The organism is Pelagibius litoralis (genome assembly GCF_011683915.1).
GTDB classification, from domain to species: domain Bacteria; phylum Pseudomonadota; class Alphaproteobacteria; order Kiloniellales; family Kiloniellaceae; genus Pelagibius; species Pelagibius litoralis.
In genome coordinates this window covers 39,332-56,433 of sequence record NZ_JAAQPH010000017.1, presented here as the reverse complement: position 1 = coordinate 56,433, position 17,102 = coordinate 39,332, and the positions used below count along the sequence as shown (strand labels likewise).

14 protein-coding genes are annotated in these 17,102 nt (G+C 64.6%); 5 read left to right on the top strand and 9 right to left on the bottom strand.

Going from position 1 to position 17,102, the window contains the following annotated elements; genetic code table 11:
- Nucleotides 1-9: 9 nt before the first annotated feature.
- Nucleotides 10-1,155 carry an aminotransferase class V-fold PLP-dependent enzyme gene (locus tag HBA54_RS20230; protein ID WP_167228037.1) on the bottom strand — a complete coding sequence of 382 codons (1,146 nt, stop codon included), beginning with the start codon at nt 1,153-1,155 and terminating at the stop codon, nt 10-12.
- 252 nt (nt 1,156-1,407) lie between these two features.
- Here HBA54_RS20230 and HBA54_RS20225 point away from each other — a divergent pair, with 252 nt between their 5' ends.
- The gene (locus HBA54_RS20225) at nt 1,408-2,112 is read left to right on the top strand and encodes a phosphatase PAP2 family protein (protein WP_167228035.1); all 705 of its coding nucleotides are present in this window, start codon (nt 1,408-1,410) and stop codon (nt 2,110-2,112) included.
- A 45-nt stretch (nt 2,113-2,157) separates the two neighbouring features.
- On the opposite strand, the gene HBA54_RS20220 is transcribed toward HBA54_RS20225, so the two are convergent.
- A complete protein-coding gene (locus HBA54_RS20220) occupies nt 2,158-2,574 on the bottom strand; it encodes a glycine cleavage T C-terminal barrel domain-containing protein (protein ID WP_205944787.1) in 417 nt (138 codons plus the stop codon).
- Here HBA54_RS20220 and HBA54_RS20215 point away from each other — a divergent pair.
- Complete coding sequence (locus tag HBA54_RS20215; RefSeq protein WP_167228033.1) at nt 2,573-4,246, top strand: tryptophan halogenase family protein; 1,674 nt, start codon at nt 2,573-2,575, stop codon at nt 4,244-4,246. The two genes, HBA54_RS20220 and HBA54_RS20215, sit on opposite strands and share 2 nt — an antisense overlap.
- 185 nt (nt 4,247-4,431) lie before the next feature.
- Here the strand turns inward: HBA54_RS20215 and HBA54_RS20210 are convergent, their stop codons facing one another.
- The 4 genes from HBA54_RS20210 to HBA54_RS20195 form a co-directional block, all read right to left on the bottom strand.
- A complete protein-coding gene (locus HBA54_RS20210) occupies nt 4,432-5,166 on the bottom strand; it encodes a hypothetical protein (protein ID WP_167228031.1) in 735 nt (244 codons plus the stop codon).
- Nucleotides 5,167-5,380: 214 nt separating this feature from the next.
- A complete protein-coding gene (locus tag HBA54_RS20205) occupies nt 5,381-7,852 on the bottom strand; it encodes a GcvT family protein (RefSeq protein WP_167228029.1) in 2,472 nt (823 codons plus the stop codon).
- Between the two features lie 62 nt (nt 7,853-7,914).
- Nucleotides 7,915-10,344 (bottom strand): GcvT family protein, encoded by a 2,430-nt coding sequence (locus HBA54_RS20200; RefSeq protein WP_167228027.1) that lies wholly within the window; start codon nt 10,342-10,344, stop codon nt 7,915-7,917.
- A 73-nt stretch (nt 10,345-10,417) separates the two neighbouring features.
- On the bottom strand, nt 10,418-11,032 hold the full coding sequence (locus HBA54_RS20195; RefSeq protein ID WP_167228025.1) for a helix-turn-helix domain-containing protein: 615 nt from the start codon (nt 11,030-11,032) through the stop codon (nt 10,418-10,420).
- Between the two features lie 236 nt (nt 11,033-11,268).
- Between HBA54_RS20195 and HBA54_RS20190 the strand changes: the two genes are divergently transcribed.
- From HBA54_RS20190 to HBA54_RS20180, 3 genes are all read left to right on the top strand, one after another.
- Complete coding sequence (locus HBA54_RS20190) at nt 11,269-12,465, top strand: fumarylacetoacetate hydrolase family protein (protein ID WP_167228023.1); 1,197 nt, start codon at nt 11,269-11,271, stop codon at nt 12,463-12,465.
- 113 nt (nt 12,466-12,578) lie between these two features.
- On the top strand, nt 12,579-14,012 hold the full coding sequence (locus HBA54_RS20185) for an aldehyde dehydrogenase family protein (RefSeq protein ID WP_322096078.1): 1,434 nt from the start codon (nt 12,579-12,581) through the stop codon (nt 14,010-14,012).
- A gap of 7 nt (nt 14,013-14,019) precedes the next feature.
- Nucleotides 14,020-14,382, top strand: a complete 363-nt coding sequence (locus HBA54_RS20180; RefSeq protein ID WP_167228021.1) for a DUF427 domain-containing protein — start codon at nt 14,020-14,022, stop codon at nt 14,380-14,382.
- A gap of 9 nt (nt 14,383-14,391) precedes the next feature.
- Here HBA54_RS20180 and HBA54_RS20175 read toward each other — a convergent pair whose 3' ends face one another.
- From HBA54_RS20175 to phnD, 3 genes are all read right to left on the bottom strand, one after another.
- On the bottom strand, nt 14,392-14,949 hold the full coding sequence (locus tag HBA54_RS20175) for a hypothetical protein (RefSeq protein ID WP_167228019.1): 558 nt from the start codon (nt 14,947-14,949) through the stop codon (nt 14,392-14,394).
- A 193-nt stretch (nt 14,950-15,142) separates the two neighbouring features.
- A complete protein-coding gene (phnE, locus tag HBA54_RS20170) occupies nt 15,143-15,988 on the bottom strand; it encodes a phosphonate ABC transporter, permease protein PhnE (protein ID WP_167228017.1) in 846 nt (281 codons plus the stop codon).
- An 84-nt stretch (nt 15,989-16,072) separates the two neighbouring features.
- Entirely contained in the window at nt 16,073-17,077 is a 1,005-nt protein-coding gene (phnD, locus tag HBA54_RS20165) for a phosphonate ABC transporter substrate-binding protein (protein ID WP_167228015.1), read from the bottom strand.
- Nucleotides 17,078-17,102 lie beyond the last annotated feature (25 nt).

The following is a 17,102-nucleotide window of genomic DNA, read 5'->3' as shown; positions in this document are numbered from 1 at the left end:
AGCCTCCCCTCACCGCAGGTTGGTCGCGCCGACGATCTGTCCCAAAGCCTTGTCGAGATTGGCGACGGAGCGGTCGACGTTGTGCAGCTTGTCGAGGCCGAAGAGGCCGATGCGGAAGGTCTGGAAATCATCGCCTTCATCGCACATCAGCGGCACGCCGGCGGCGATCTGCAGGCCCTGGGCGGCGAACTTCTTGCCGGTCCTGATCTCCGGGTCGTCGGTGTAGCAGACCACCACACCGGGCGCGCCGAAGCCCTCCGCCGCGACGGACTGGAAGCCCTTGCCCGCCAGCAGCGCGCGCACCTTGTCGCCCAGTTCCTGCTGCTCGGCCTTCACCTTGTCGAAGCCGTAAGCCTCCGTCTCCTTCATGGTATCGCGGAAACCGGCCAAGGCGTCGGTTGGCATGGTGGCGTGATAGGCATGGCCGCCCGCCTCATAGGCCTCCATGATCTCCAGCCACTTCTTCAGGTCGCAGGCGAAGCTGGAAGAAGTGGTGCCATGGATGCGCTTGTGCGCCTCGGCGCTCAGCATCACCAGGCCGCTGCAGGGCGAAGCGCTCCAGCCCTTCTGCGGCGCCGAGATCAGCAGATCGACCCCGACCGCCTGCATGTCTACCCAGATGGTGCCTGAGGCAATGCAGTCCAGCACGAAGAGCCCGCCGACGGCGTGCACCGTCTCGGCCAGCGTCTTCATGTAGTCGTCCGGCAGGATCATGCCCGCCGAGGTCTCCACGTGCGGCGCGAAGACGACGTCCGGTCGTTCGGCCAGGATCGCCGCCACGGCTTCCTCGATGGGCACGGGGGTAAAGGGCGCCTGCGGCCCCTCGCCGCTTCGCCATGCTTTCAGCACCCGGGTCTCGGCGGGGATGTTCCCGGCCTCGAAGATCTGGGTCCAGCGGTAGGAAAACCAGCCGTTGCGGATGACCATCACTTTCTTGCCGCCGGCGAACTGGCGCGCCACCGCCTCCATGGCATAGGTCCCGCCGCCCGGCACCACCGCCACCGCCTCGGCATTGTAGACCTGCTTCAGGGTCGCGGAGATGTCGCGCATCACCCCCTGGAAAGACTGGGACATATGATTCAGCGAGCGGTCGGTGAAGACCACGGAGTATTCCAGAAGCCCGTCGGGATCGACGGTCTTGAGAAGACCGGACATGCTCGTCTCCGTCTGCTGCGGTGCCTCGGTCGAGGCGTTGGGGGAACCGGGAATCGGCAAGGGACACCATAGCCGAAAACCGGGGCGACGGAAGGGACTTAAAGCCGCAGCCGCCCGCTTTTGGCACCGCCGCCGCCCCCCGTCCGGCGCGGACCCTGCTGCGGCGCGGGAAAGGGCCCCGGTGCGGTTTCGCCCGGGCAATTCCCTCCCGCCCGGATCTGCTCTAGACTGGCCGGGCGCGTGGGGACAGCGATGAACCGTGGATCGAACCGAACTGGGGCCCGTGAAGGACGGAACCATGACCGTTCCCTGGAAGCGCCTCGCCCTCGCCCTCGCCCTCCCGCGGCGCTGCAGATCGGCGGTGCCGACGCCGACATCGCCGACTGGGCAAACGAGGAGACGCCGCTGTTCGGCTCGCGCGACACCGCCGACGACGCCAGCGACTGGCTACGCTTCGGCAGTTATGGGCTCTATGCCGCCGCCGGCCTGGCGGCCCCGGCGCCGGCGGATGCCTGGCTGGCGACCAAGGCCCAGGGCTTCGCCGTCGGCGGCGGGGCGCTGCTCGCCACCCGCGGCGCGACCGAGGGCCTGAAGGCGGCGATCGGCCGCGACCGGCCGCTGGACCAGGACGACGACTCCCTTCCCTCCGGCCATGCCAGCATGACCGCCGCCGCCGCGCGCCTGGCCCGCGACACCCTCACATACTACGACCTTCCCCGCCCGGCGCGCCTCGGCGGCGACGTCGCCCTCGCCGGGCTGGTGCTGACCACGTCCTGGGCCCGGGTGGAGGCAGGCGAGCACCACCCCACCGACGTGCTGGCCGGTATCGCCCTCGGCAACTTCCTCGCCGTCTTCGCCACCGAAGCTTTCCTCGCCCCGGCGAGCGACGGCCGTCTGGCGCTGGGCGTCGACACGCAGGGCGATGGGATGATGCTGCAGCTCAGTTTAGGCTTTTAGGCATCTGCCCCCGCATCCGCTCCGCCTTCGGATCGTAGAGCGGCTTCAGGCTGGCCATGGCCGGGAAGCACTCGCCCGCCCCTTCGATCTCGTAGGTCGAGCCGAGCACGTCGTCGGCTTTCTCCGACACGTCGCAGGCGATGTAACCAAGCCGATGGCGGCGCCCGGGTGGTGGCCGTAGTTGCCGGAGGTGAAGTAGCCGGCGATGGCGCCGTCGCACCAGATCGGCTCGTTGTGATTGAGCAGCGGTTCAGCGCCCTCTAGCTTGAACTGCAGCAGGCGCTTGCTGAGGCCGAGCTGTTTCTTGCGCAGCACCGCGGCGCGGCGCCCCTCTCCGCGCCAGGATTGACCGGGGAAGAACAAAGGCGCAAGCTCATAGGTGGGGAACGGGGCGATCTGGGGAATATCAATCAAGTAAAAAAGCGCCGCGATCCCGACCATATCGTTGGGGGGACGAACCATGGGCGAAGCAATCACGCATGTCACCATCGTCGGGGGCGGCACCGCGGGCTGGCTGACCGCGCTGCTGCTGGGCACCTATTGGAAGGCCCAGGCCGGGGATCGCGACAACAGGCGCATCACCCTCATCGAATCACCGAACGTTTCCACGGTCGGCGTCGGCGAAGCCACGGTCCCGGCCATGCCCCGGCTGCTCCAGCAGGCGGGCATCTCGGAGCGGGCCTTTTTCAAGCACTGCAACGCCTCGTTCAAGCTGGGGGTTCTCTTCGACAACTGGAACCGCGACAGGAAGGGCGAGCGGGTCGCCTACATCAACTCCTTCAACGAGGGCCCCCTCATCGGTGGTGTGGATTCAGCCCACCACTTCCTGCAACACGGTGCCGGCGGCGTCGATTTCTCGGACGTCATAACCCCCGCGCTGGCTTTGGGCCGCGCCGCCAAGGGACCGCGCGCCCTGAACGCAAAGCCCTACGACCAGGGCGTCGGCTTCGCCTATCACCTCGACGCCGGGCTCTTCGCCGGCATGCTGCGGGACATCTGCGTGGCGCGCGGTGTCGAACATGTTCGCGACGACGTGGTCGACATCGAAAAGGACGAACGCGGCTACATCACCGCCCTGGTCCTGAAGGAACAGGCGCGCCAGCCGGTCGAACTGGTGATCGACTGCACCGGCTTTCGCGGCGTGCTGATCAACGGCGCGCTTGGCGAACCCTTCGTCGACTATTCGAAGTACCTGGCCAACGACCGCGCGGCGGCGGTGCAGATTCCCCATCTGGACCCGGAGAGGATCGAACCCCTCACCCGCTCCACGGCCTTGGGCGCCGGTTGGTCCTGGCGCGTGCCGCTCTACAACCGTGTCGGCACGGGCTACGTCTTTTCCAGCGCCCACCGCAGCGACGACGAAGCCTGCGAAGAACTTCTCGCCCACCTCCGCGCCACCGGGGGCGACGCAACCAAGGATGCGGTGCCGCGGATCATCCCCATGCGGGTCGGACGGACCCGCAACCCTTGGGTCAAGAACTGTGTCGCCATAGGCCTGTCGGGCGGTTTTGTCGAGCCGCTGGAATCAACCGCCATCTACATGATCGAGATGAGCCTGCGTTCGCTCCTGAGCTACTTCCCCGACCGGGACTTCGCCGCCCCCCTGCGCGACCGCTACAACAAAATCGCCACTCAGCTCTATGACGAAGTGCGCGACTTCATCTGCCTGCACTATGCCCTGGGCAACCGCAGCGACAGCCAGTACTGGATCGACGCCCGCGAGGCGTTGGCGGTGCCGGACTCTCTCGCCGCGAACCTGGAACTCTGGAAACACGCGCTGCCGACGCGCTATGACCTGACCTCCGCGCAGCTGTTCTCCTACCGCGTCTACCACGCCGTGCTGCTGGGCAAGAAGGTCTACGAAACCGGTTACGCCGCGCCGCCCACTTGCGGCGTCGCGCTGAAGCGCGAACCCTGGCGGCAGTATGTCAAACAGGTCCGCAAGGGGATCGACCAGACGGTGAAGGCGATGCCGGATCACAAGAAGCTGCTCACCAGCCTGCGCGGCGAGGGCGAAGCGGCAGCAGGCCCGAAGATCCCGGCCAAACCGACCCTCCCGCAGGCCACCGTCCCGCTACCGGGACAGGCCGCCCCGATGAAACCAATCATCGTGAACAAGTGGGGGCGCGGTTAGAGCGCTCCGAAGGCTTCCAGTGGACTCACCCACCCCCGCACCCGCTCCGCCTTGGGGTCATAGTTCGACTTAAAGCTGGCGAGGGCGATTAAGCGCTCTCCCGCTACTGGCTGAGAAGCGGACCTACGACTTATCGTCGGATGATGTCTGCTAGTGACCCCAAGCGGTCATGCTCCGGTTAAACTCTATTGCCCATTTGTCGGCTCGTCTGCGTCAGGGCTCACGCAGCGTCTTTGCTCAGCTTCTAGCTCACCAGCACCCTTGACTAACTTGACCAACGCTAACAGACGGTCCGAGAGATCGCGACGCTCCACCCAATGCTGCTGCAAGCTTCGACCGTCTAATGCTAGCCACACTGTCGAACCGCGCGCCGACACTCCATTCGGCATGATATGGAATCGGCCTGGGTCTTTTGGGTCATAGAACTCAATCGGCTTGGTTTCATCATCACCAAAGCGCCGCATGGGCAATGGGTGCTGTATCTTATTGTCTTTTGCTATTTCAAGCTTTGCTATGGGCATTCGCAAGAGTTCGAAATCGGCGAAGACCGATTTGAACTCGTCTAACTCGCATACACCCGAGGGTGACCGGCTGGCTGCAGTGGCTTCCCGATCCCGTTGTTGAAACGCCCGAAGTATTTCGTAACACCCAGTAATCCACGTTTCGGAAAGCATCATCTGGTAGTGGATGGCAAAATCCACTCCAGACGCATCCTTGTTCGTATTGAACTCATCTTCAAGGCACCTCAGCAATATGTCTAGATCGCCTTGCCGCTGGATGCTCAAGCTTGCGGTGACCAGATTGAACCGCCCAGAGAGACGGAAAGATAGATTCACCCAAGCTTCATGCTCTACTTTGTATCTTGCTCGGGCGATGTTGAACAACTCATTCAACAATGGCGATACGGCAGGTGACGTCATAATTTCATACATCTTGAAATTGGTACAAGACGACAACTATAGCAGGTTTGGGATCGCCCGCTTGACGGCTGGCATTTGGTGCAAACGAGTCGGACAACGATCGCACTGACCGAAGGTCCGCTTCTGGTATTTCGTGGAAGTCCCAAGCTTGTCATAGGCGGGTCCGCTTCTGGATGAGAACCGGCCAAAGGGCTTCAATGCCTCGACCTTGGTCTCACCCCCGCATCCGCTCCGCCTTCGGATCATACAGCGGCTTGAGGCTCGCCATTGCCGGGAAGCGCTCGCCGGCCACTTCGATCTCGTAGGTGGAGCCGAGCACGTCGTCGGCTTTCTCCGAGACGTCGCAGGCGACGTAGCCCAGGCCGATGGCGGCGCCGAGGTGGTGGCCGTAGTTGCCGGAGGTGAGATAGCCGGCGATGCTGCCGTCGCGCCAGATCGGCTCGTTGTGATAGAGCAGCGGCTCGGCGTCCTGCAGCTTGAACTGCAAGAGACGCTTGGAGAGGCCAAGCTGCTTCTTGCGCAGCACCGCCTCGCGGCCCAGGAAGTCGCCGAAGCGGCTGGCCGCCTTGTCCGGCTTCACGGCGAAGCCCAGGCCGGCCTCCAGCACATGGTCCTCGTCGGTGATGTCGTGGCCGAAGTGGCGGAAGGCCTTTTCCATACGGCAGGAATCCAGCACGTGCATGCCGCAGAGGCGCAGGCCGTGGGTATCGCCGGCCTCGGCGATGCGGTCGAAGACATGGCGGGCCATATCGGCGGAGACATAAAGCTCCCAGCCCAGTTCGCCGACATAGGTGATGCGGTGGGCGCGGGCGAGCGCCGAACCGATTTCGATCTGCTGCGTGGTGGCAAAGGGAAAAGCGGCGCCTGAAAGATCCGTCGAGGTCAGCGGCTGCAGCAGGTCGCGGGACTTCGGCCCCATGACGCAGAGCACCGCCTCGCCCGCCGTCACGTCGGTGGCGATGCAATGGGCGTCGTCGGGAATGTGGCGCTTCAGCCAGGTGAAGTCACGCACCCCGACCGCCGCGCCGGTGATGACCAGGAACTCGGTTTCCGACAGGCGGGTGACGGTCAGGTCGGCCTCGATCCCGCCGCGTCCGTTCAGCCACTGGGTGTAGACGATCTTGCCGACAGGCACCGCGATGTCGTTGGCGCAGACACGCTGCAGCACGGCCTCGGCATCCCGGCCCTCGACGCGGATCTTGGCGAAGGAGGACATGTCGAAGAGGCCGACGCCTTCGCGCACCGCCTTGTGTTCCTCCGCCGCATAGCCGAACCAGTTCTGGCGCTTCCAGGTGTAGCGGTAGTCCGCCGTCTCCCCCGCGTCGCGGGCCTCGCGCGGCAGGAACCAGTTGGCGCGCTCCCAGCCCGCGACCTCGCCGAAGCAGGCGCCGCGCTCGGCCAGGCGCTCGTGCAGCGGCGACTGGCGCACGCCCCGCGCGGTGGCGAACTGGCGATAGGGAAAGTGATCGGCGTAGAGCAGACCCAGGCTCTCGGTCGCGCGCTGATAGAGATAGGTCCGATTGTTCTGGAAGGGCTGCATGCGCCGGATATCGACGTCCCAGAGATCGAAGGGCGGTTCGCCCCCGTCCATCCACTCGGCCAGCGCCTTGCCGGCCCCGCCGGCGGACTGGATGCCCACCGAGTTGAAGCCGGCGGCGACGTAGAAATTTTTCAGCTCCGGCGCTTCGCCCAGCAGGTAGCGGTCGTCGGGGGTGAAGCTCTCCGGCCCATTGAAGAAGGTGTGGATGCCGGCGGTCTCCAGGATCGGCAGGCGCGCCACGGCGGCCTCAAGGATCGGCGCGAAGTGGTCGAAGTCCTCCGGCAACTGGTCGAAGCAAAAATCCTCGGCGATGCCGTCCATGCCCCAGGGCTTGGCCACCGGCTCAAAGGCGCCGAGCAGGATCTTGCCCGCGTCTTCCTTGTAGTAGGCGCATTCGTCGGGAATGCGCAGCACCGGCAGGTCGCGCGGCAGATCGGGGATATTCTCGGTGACGATGTAGAAATGCTCGCAGGCATGTAGGGGCACCTTCACACCGGCCATCTGGCCGACCTCACGCCCCCACATGCCGGCGCAGTTCACCACGTAGTCCGCCGTGATGGCGCCCTTGTCGGTCTCGACGCCGGTCACCCGGCCACCTTCCCGACGGATCGCCGTCACCTTGGTCTGTTCGAAGATCTTCACGCCCTTCTGGCGCGCGCCCTTGGCCAGGGCATGGGCGATGTTCGCCGGGTCGGCCTGGCCGTCCTTGGGCAGGAAGACGCCGCCGGTGACGCCGTCCAACGCCAGCTGCGGATAGGCCTCCGACACCTCCGAAGGCGTCAGCACCTCGACATCAAGGCCGAAAGTCTTGGCCATGGAGGCGCCGCGTTTCAGTTCTTCCAGCCGTTCGTCGGTGATCGCGACCGAGAGCGAACCGTTCTGCTTGAAGCCGGTGGCGACCTCGGTCTCCGCCTCCAAGGTGCCGTAAAGCTCCGCCGAGTACTTGGCGAGCTTGGTCATGTTGGAGGTGGCGCGCAGCTGGCCGATGAGGCCCGCCGCGTGCCAAGTGGTGCCGCAGGTCAGTTGCTTGCGCTCCAGCAGCACCACGTCGCGCCAGCCGAGCTTGGCCAGATGATAGGCCAGGGAACAACCGATCACCCCGCCGCCGATGATGACCGCGCGGGCCTGTGTTGGAAAATCACTCATCGCAATGGCCCTCCCTCAGGCGCCCAGAATTTTCACGCAACCCGGCTCTTCACGCCCGCAGGTCAAGCCCGGAGACGTTCGTTCTTCGGATCGAACAGTGGAGAGACCGCGACCTTCGCCGGGCAACGCTCCCCCAGGATCTCTACTTCCAGGTCTTCCCCCTCGCCCGCCAGGTCGGTTTCGACATAGGCCAGCGCGATGGATTTCTGGATGCGATGGCCGTAACCGCCGGAGGTCACCAGCCCGACACGGCGGTCGCCCTTCCAGACGATGGAGCAGAAGGGCGCATCCGCCGTCTTGGCCTCAACGACCAGCGGCACGAAGCGCTCCTTCGAGCCGGCCTGCTTTTCCTTCAACAGGGCTTCGCGCCCGATGAAGGCTTCCTTGTCCAGGCGGATGAAGCGGTCGAGGGAGGAGCGCAGCGGCGAGTACTCGCTGGCCAGATCCTGCTTCCAGGCCATGTAACCCTTCTCCAGGCGCAGGGAGTCCATGGCGTACATACCGAAGTCGCGGATGCCGTGGGCTTCGCCGGCCTGCCACAGCAGATCATAAACAGGGCCGACGGCCTCGACCGGCAGGTGCAGCTCCCACCCCAGCTCGCCGACATAGTTCACGCGGATGGCGAAGCCGCGGGCCTGAGCAATCTCGATGGGCTGGACGGAAAGCCAGGGGAAAGCGGCATTGGAAAGATCGCTCTCGGTCACCTGGCCCAAAACGTCACGGGATCGCGGGCCCGCCAACACCAGCGTGGACCAGCGCGGCGTCACGTTCTCCAGGGTAAAGGCCGCATTCGCGGGCAGGTGCGCGCGCAGCCAATCCTCGTCGTGCCACTCCCCGGCGGCGGCGGAGATCAGCCAGAACCGGTCTTCGCCGAAACGGGTCAGGGTCATCTCGGTCACCACCCCGCCCTTTTCGGAGCAGAAGTAGCCGAGGGAAACCCGTCCGACCTTCGGCAGCGGGCCGGCGATCAGGCCGGTCAGCCAGTCCGCCGCGCCCGGGCCCTTGACCTCGAACTTGGAGAAGCCGGGCATGTCGAGGATGCCGATGGACTCGGCCACCGCTTTGCACTCGGCCGCGACGGAGGGATACCAGTTACCCTCGCGGTGATAGCTCAGCTCCGGCTCCGGTTTTGCACCCGGTGCCGCGAACCAGACCGCCCGCTCCCAGCCACCGCGATCGCCGAAGACCGCGCCCTTGGCCGCCAGTTTTTCATAGAGCGGCGAAACCTTGGCCGGACGGCCGGCCGGACGCTCCTCGTGCGGAAAACCGATGGCATATTCGTTCTGGTAAAGCTCCACCGCCTTGTCGACGACATAGCGCTTGGTGGCGAAGTCGGTGTAGCGGCGCGGGTCGATGACCCAGAGATCCCACTCCGGCTCACCCTCGATGATCCATTCCGCCATGGTCTTGCCGGCACCGCCTGACTGGGCGATGCCGAAGGAGAACACGCAGGCTTCATAGAAATTGCGCAGGCCCGGCGCCGGTCCGACCAGCGGGTTGCCGTCGGGGGTATAGGGGATCGGCCCGTTGATCACCTTCTGCACGCCGACCGACCCCAGGATCGGGACGCGCGCGCAGGATTGTTCGATGTACCACTCCAGCCGGTCGAGATCGTCGGGGTAGAGCTGGAAGGAAAAATCCTCCGGCATTTTGTCGAGCCAGTGCGGCGTCGCCTGCCATTCGTAAGGGCCGAGGATCAGGCCGTTGCCTTCCTGGCGCAGGTAGTAGCTGTCATCGGGATCGCGCAGCAGCGGGATCTTGTCGCCCAGCGCCGCCAGTTCCGGAATCTCCTCGGTCACCAGATACTGATGCGACATGGCAACGGTGGGCACGTCACGGCCGACCATCCGGCCGATCTCCGCCGCGCGGTAGCCGCCGGCATTCACCACCTTCTCGGCGATGATGGTGCCCTTCTCACTCTCTACCTTCCACTCACCGGAGGGCAGCTGCGATATGGCCGTCACGGCGCAGAAACGCACGATCTTGGCGCCCAGGTCGCGCGCGCCCTTGGCATAGGCCTGGGTCAGCTGCGAGGGATCGATGTCACCATCATCAGGGTCCCAGAGGCCGCCCTGCAAGCCATGCAGCTCCATGTAAGGATAGCGGTCCTTCAGTTCGTTCGGACCCAGCATCTCGTAGTCGAGGCCCTGGTAGCGCGCCATCGCCGCCACGTGGCGGAACTCCTCCATCCGCGCGGTCGTCTGCGCCAGGCGGACCGAACCGGTGCGGTGATAGTTCATCGGATAGTCGACCTCGTCGGCCAGCCGCCCGAAAAGCTCCGTCGAATACTTCTGCAGCTTCATCATGTTCCAGCTGCCGGAGAAGGTCGGGCAGTTGCCCGCCGCATGCCAGGTGGAGCCGGACGTCAGTTCATTCTTCTCCAGAAGAACCGTATCGCTGCAACCCATTTTGGCGAGGTGATAGAGGGTCGAGGCGCCCACGGCGCCGCCCCCGATAATGACTACTCTTGCATGGCTTGGCAGGTCCGCCACGACATTCTCCCCTGTTCTGCGGCTTTCACACCGTATCGGTTCTTGGTAAATCGAATCTCTTAGTAGATCGGCCTTAGTAGACCGGTGGCGCGATAACCCAGATCACCTCTGCGCGAACCCGGCCCGGGTTGCGCCAGCGATAGGGCTCATGGTCGATGCGGAAACTGTCACCGGCGGAGACGCGGAACTGCTGCGCGCCGATCCAGAGATCCAGCTCTCCGGAAATGACATAACCGGTCTCTTCCGACTCCCGTGCCTGCGCTTCGCTCAGTTCGGCACCCGGCTCGAAAAGACTTCGGATGACCTCAAAGGCGCCGCCGAGATCGGGAGAGAGCAGTTCCTCGGTCAGGCCGGCGGCCATCGAGCCAATGCTGCGCCGGGCACTGGACCGCACGACGACGCCGCGCTCTTCCGCCGGCACCCCTTCATGGACAAAAAACCAGGAGAGCGGCGCATCGAGGGATTCCGCCAGCTTGCGCAGATCGCCAATGGAAAGCTCCGAAAGCCCGCGCTCGATCTGGCTCAGATAACCGACCGAACGGCCGACCTGCAGGGCCAGCTCACTGAGGGTCAGGCCCTTGGTCTTGCGCAGCGCGCGCAGGTCGCTGCCCAGGCTGGCGCCTGCCAGGGCCCCGTTGCTTTCCCGGGCGCTTTGCCGGGCGTGCCCATTCCTGCTCGTCGTCTCCACCTTATCCGCCTCTGCCGTTTCCAACCTTTGCGGAAGGGTGACTCGTCTCTCATGAAATTTCTACTGGTTTTTTCATGCCGGCGCCAAGGGCCCACTGGCGAGCCCTGAATGATGGCATTCCCTCAATTCACGGGGGCGCCCATCATGACGGTTCAAACCTTGGGCTGATCGCTCTAAAGTGCCGGCCTTCCCAATGCGCCGAAATTCAAGAGCGCCATCAGAGAGACGAGCCCAAGATGGATCTTTCCGCCCGCTTTATCCTCCCCGACGACGAGACCAGGGGCCTTTTGATCGGCCGCGCCTGGCTGCCGGCCGGCCCGGCCCAGACAGCTTCAGGGCCAAGCCCCGTGGTGCTCTACGGCGATGCGGTGCACGATCTGTCGGGCATGGCCGCGACAACCTCGGCACTGTTCGACCTGAACGACCCGGCAAAACAGATCCGCGCGGCCCTTGAGGCGGGCGGCCTGCCGGTTGTCGGCGATCTCAACGTCATGCTGGCCGAAAGCGCCTGGAACAAGCGGGACGCCGGCAAGGCCCACTTCCTCGCCCCCTGCGATCTTCAGGCCCTGCGCGCCAGCGGCGTCACCTTCGTCGATTCGATGGTGGAGCGGGTGATCGAGGAGCAGGCCAAGGGTGATCCAGCCCAGGCCGAGGCCATCCGCGACAGCCTGACGGCGGAGGTCGGCGCCAAGCTGGCCGACCTGAAGCCCGGTTCGCCGGAGGCGGCGCGGCTGAAGGAAAGCCTGATCGAGCGCGGCCTCTGGTCCCAGTACCTCGAAGTCGGGATCGGCCCGGACGCCGAAATCTTCACCAAGTCGCAGCCCATGTCCGCGGTCGGCTGCGGGGCGGAGATCGGCATTCTCGCCTCTTCGGTCTGGAACAATCCGGAACCCGAGGTCGCCCTGGTGGTCAACAGCCGTGGCGCCATCGTCGGCGCTACCCTGGGCAACGATGTGAACCTGCGCGACGTAGAGGGGCGCTCCGCCCTGCTGCTGGGCCGCGCCAAGGACAACAACGCCTCCTGCGCCCTCGGCCCCTTCATCCGCCTGCTGGACGAGAGCTTCGACATGGAAAGGCTGCGCAACACCGTGATCGAGGTGGAGATCGCCGGCGACGACGGCTTTCGCATCGCCGATACCTATCCTCTGTCGGCCATCAGCCGCAGCCTGGAGGACCTGGTGGGCCAGGCCCATAACGCCGAGCATCAGTATCCCGACGGCCTGATGCTGTTCCTCGGCACCATGTTCGCACCGATCCAGGACCGCGAGGTGCCGGGCGAAGGCTTCACCCATAAGCTGGGCGACACCGTCACCATCCGCTCCAAAGAGCTGGGCGCCCTGATCAACCGGGTCAATCACTGCGACAAGATCGCGCCCTGGACCTTCGGCAGCACGGCCCTGATGAAAAACCTCGCACAGCGGGGCCTTCTCTAGGGGCCTTTCCACAGCCTGCAATCTTGACCCGGCGCCCCGCCAACCGTTACAGCAGTCCCCATCTCTAATACAGTCAGCGCAATCACCCCCCACTTCCGTCAGGAGACGTCATCGTGCAGAAAAACCTGATCGCCGGCGCCTGGGTCGAAGGCCCGGATGCCGTTAAGAACATCAATCCCTCCGACACCGACGACGTCATCGACAGCTACGCCCGTGCCGATCAGGCCCAGGTGAACGAGGCCGTGGCCGCCGCCAAGGCCGCCTTCCCCGCCTGGTCCACCGGCCCGATCCAGGCCCGCGCCACCATGCTGGCGGCGGTCGCGGCAGAGATCATGGCCCGCAAGGAAGAACTGGGCGAGCTGCTGGCCCGCGAAGAGGGCAAGACCCGGCCGGAGGGGATCGGCGAGGTCATGCGCGCCGGCCAGATCTTTGAATTCTTCGCCGGCGAAGTCGTGCGCCAGAGCGGCGAGAAGATCGCCTCGGTCAGGCCCGGCATCGATGTGGAGATGACCCGCGAGCCGATGGGCGTCGTCGGCCTCATCACGCCCTGGAACTTCCCCATCGCGATCCCCGCCTGGAAGATCGCCCCGGCGCTGGCCTACGGCAACTGCGTGGTGATCAAGCCGGCCGAACTGGTGCCCGCCTCGACCCATGCCCTGGCCGAGATCATCCACCGCGCCGGCGTGCCCGAAGGCGTCTTCAGCCTCGTCATGGGCAAGGGCTCGGTCGTGGGCGAGACTCTGGTGAACCATCCGGACGTGGCCGCCATCTCCTTCACCGGTTCGGTCGATACCGGCAAGCGCATCGCCGCCGGCTGTGCCGCGCGCCTGGCCAAGGTGCAGTTGGAAATGGGCGGCAAGAACCCCCTGGTGGTGCTGGATGACGCCGATCTCGACACCGCCGTGGACTGCGCTCTCAACGGCGCCTTCTTTTCCACCGGACAGCGCTGCACGGCGTCTTCCCGCTTGGTCGTGCAGAAAGGTATTCACGACAGCTTCGTCGACGCCCTGACCCAGAAGATGCAGGCCCTGAAGGTCGACAACGCCCTGGCCGAGGGCAGCCAGATGGGCCCCGTGATCGATCAGAGCCAGCTCGACCAGGACCTGAATTACATTGAGATCGGCCGCGGCGAAGGGGCAAGGCTGGCCTGGGGCGGCGAGCTTCTGAACCGGGCCACCCCCGGGTTCTACCTGCAGCCGGCGCTCTTCACCGAGACCGACAACAAGATGCGCATCAATCAGGAAGAGATCTTCGGCCCCGTCGCTTCGGTCATCGCCGTGGACGACTACGATCAGGCGCTTGATGTCGCCAACGACACGCCCTTCGGCCTGTCGTCGGGCATCTGCACCGGCAGCCTGAAGTACGCCAGCCACTTCAAGCGCAACGCCCAGGCCGGCATGGTGATGGTCAACCTGCCGACCGCGGGCGTCGACTATCACGTGCCCTTCGGCGGCCGTAAAGGTTCCAGCTACGGGTCACGCGAACAGGGCCGCTATGCCGCCGAGTTCTACACCACCGTGAAGACCGGCTACACCCTGCCGCTGTGAGGCTTCGATGACGGAGCAGGAACACAACGCTCATGTCTCGCCGGCCGATGCGCCCTATGTCGCAAAGGTTGGCGGGACCGTCATCGCGCGCAGCGACCGCGCGGTAATCCTGCAGGAGGTGTCGCCGCGCAAGACCTACCCGCCGGTGATCTACTTCCCCCTGGAGGATGTCGAGCAGCGCCACCTGCTGGCCAGCGATCATCACAGTTTCTGCCCGATCAAGGGCGACGCCGGCTATTACTCCCTCAGGACCGGGGGAGAAACGCTGGAGAATGCGGTCTGGTTCTATCCCGATCCGCTGCCCATGGTCGCCGGCGTGAAAGGCCATGTGGCCTTCTACCCCGACAGGGTGACGGTCGAGAAGGTCTGAAGCCGAGGCCTAAACCACGGCAACGCCGAGCGCCTGCGCATAGTCCTTGGTCTTCTGCGCCAGGACGGCCTGGTCCATGCCGCGGGAGCCGGGATAGTGCACGAAGAGCGGGATGTTCTTTTCCGGCTCAGGATGCCGGAGCTGGATGACGTAGAAGGTTCGGTAGTATTGCCCGCGCAGGACCCGCTCAGCCTTTCCTTCGACACCGTCGAAGGCACTGTAGGGCATCCACCAATCCTCTGCTCTCAGGAACCAGAGGCCCTTGACGGAAACACCGCTGTGCTCAAACGACACGTCGCGGCCGGACCGGCGCGACAGGAAAGCCAGGTACAGCAGTCCGCCCCCCGCCAGCACGGGCAGCACCTCAGGCAGCATCGTCCTGGATAGCTGACCGCTGCCCGAGAGGCCCACAGACGCCAATACAGAAACAACCAAACAGGCAATGCCCAGTATGGCAAGCAAGGGAGCATTCATCGGCGCCGGGGCCTGACGCACCGTCACGGGTAACTTTGAGAGGTCCAACGCATAGTCGCCGACCCAGCGCCAGACATCGAGCCGGCTTTTCAAGAAGCTTATCATTTTCTACCGCACGACCTCATCGCGTTGCCGACTTCAAAAGTCGGCAGCATTTTCAGATACAGGACCACCGGTCCCGGTGACGATGGCGGCGATGAGGGAAACTTATCAGATGCACGGGCAAGGATGAAGCCCTGCCGGAAACACCGGTGTTGGTCATATCGGCCCGGCGGTTCGGTGGCGCCTAGATCAGGCGCTTGCGGAGCTGGGCGGAGAGGATGTCGATGACCGAGACAACAACCACCACGACGATGATCACTGCCGAGGCGCGGTCGTACTGGAACGATCGGAAGGATTCGTAGAAGGTGAAGCCGATCCCGCCGGCACCGACGATGCCCAGCACGGTGGCCGAGCGCACCAGGGTTTCGAAGCGGTAGAGCGAGTAGCTGCTCCACAGCGGCAGCACCTGGGGGATGACGCCGTAGATCACCTGCTGCAGGCGGCTGGCGCCGGTCGCGCGGATGCCCTCCACCGGGCGCGGATCGATGGCCTCGACAGCCTCCGAGAACAGCTTTGAGATCACACCCAGGTTATGAATGAACAAGGCCATCACGCCGGCAAAGGGGCCGAGGCCCACGGCAGCGACGAAGAGGATGGCGAAGACCAGCTCGTTGATGGCGCGGGCCGCATCCATCAGGCGGCGCATCGGCTGCACGATCCAGGGCGGCGCGATGTTGTTGGACGACAGCAGGGCGCAGGGCACGCCGACGATGATCGAGAGGACGGTGCCCCAGAGCGCGATCTGCACGGTCTCGATCATCTTGATCACGAAGAACCCGAGGTCGGTAAAGTCGGGCTTCAGAAAATCGGCGATGAAGACTGCCATATTGCCGGCATCGGTGATGAGATAGGTCCAGCGGTCGACCTCTGCCGGGTAGTAGGAGACAGCCAGGAGGACAGCGAGGATCATCGCCACGGCGGCCTTGTTGACGAAGCCGGACCAACGCGGCGCCAGGGCATCGCGCACCTCGGGCGACAGACGGCCGGGCGCGGTATCGGTTGGATTGGCGTTGGCTGTGGTGATGGTCATCGTTCGCAGGCCCGATTGAAAGCGGCGGAAAAGAACCGCAGGAGCGGGCGCTACCGCCCGTCCCTGCCGCCCCGTGGCTAAGATTTAGTAGCCGGCCGCGCCGACAACGCCGGCATAGGCCTGCAGCTTCGCGAGCTCCGCATCGGCGGCCTTCACGGCCTCCATGTCGCCGGCATTCTCTGCCTTCACCTTGGCCTTGAAGGCCTCGATCTGGCGCACGTCCAGCAACTGCGCGTTGGAAGAAGCCAGGAAGGGGCCCCAGCCGTCGGAGACGTTGGCCAGGATGTCACGCTCGCGCTTGACCTTGTCCATGTCGCCGAAGCGGCCGTACTGCATGAAGAAGTAGTAGATCTTCTGCTTCGCCTCGTCCGCCAGCTCCCTGCGCCAGACCATCGGATCGGAGGGGATCATCGGCGAACGCCAGATCTCCTTGATGTTGGCGGCGGCTTCCGGGTTGGTCTTGGCGAGGCGCGCGTAGATGGACTCGGTGTTGTTGGTGGCCACGTCGACCTTGCCGTTGGCGACCGCCATGGCGTTGCCTTCGTGATTGGAGTTGGTGACCCGCGCGAAGCAGTCTTCCGGCTCCTTGTTGTTCAGCGCCCAGACATAGTAGCCGGGGATGGCAAAGCCCGAGGTCGAGTTCGGATCGCCGTTGCCGAAGGTCGCGGTCTTGTCGCAGGCCAGCACGTCCTCAAGGGAGTTGATCTTGGAGTCCTTATGGGCGATCAGCAGGGAGTAATAACCCTTGGAGCCGTCATCCTTGATGGTCTGGGCGAAGACCTCGCCGCCGGCCCGGTCTACCGCCTGGATGGCCGACTTGTTGCCGAACCAGGCGACATCGACCTTGCCGAAACGCATACCCTCGATCACGCCGGCATAGTCGGACGCGAAAAAGGTATTCACCTTGACGCCGAGCGACTTGCCCATGTCATCAAGGAAGGGTCCGAAGGACGATTCCAGTGCGGAAGTGGATTCGGTCGAAATGATGCCGAAATTGATTTCCTTGGGCATCTCGGCCTGGGCGACGCTGGCGCCCAAAGCCAGGGCGGTCGCAACGCCTGTCGCGGCTGCGGTGAACGTCTTGAACATGATTTGCTCCTGTTTTTTTTTCGAA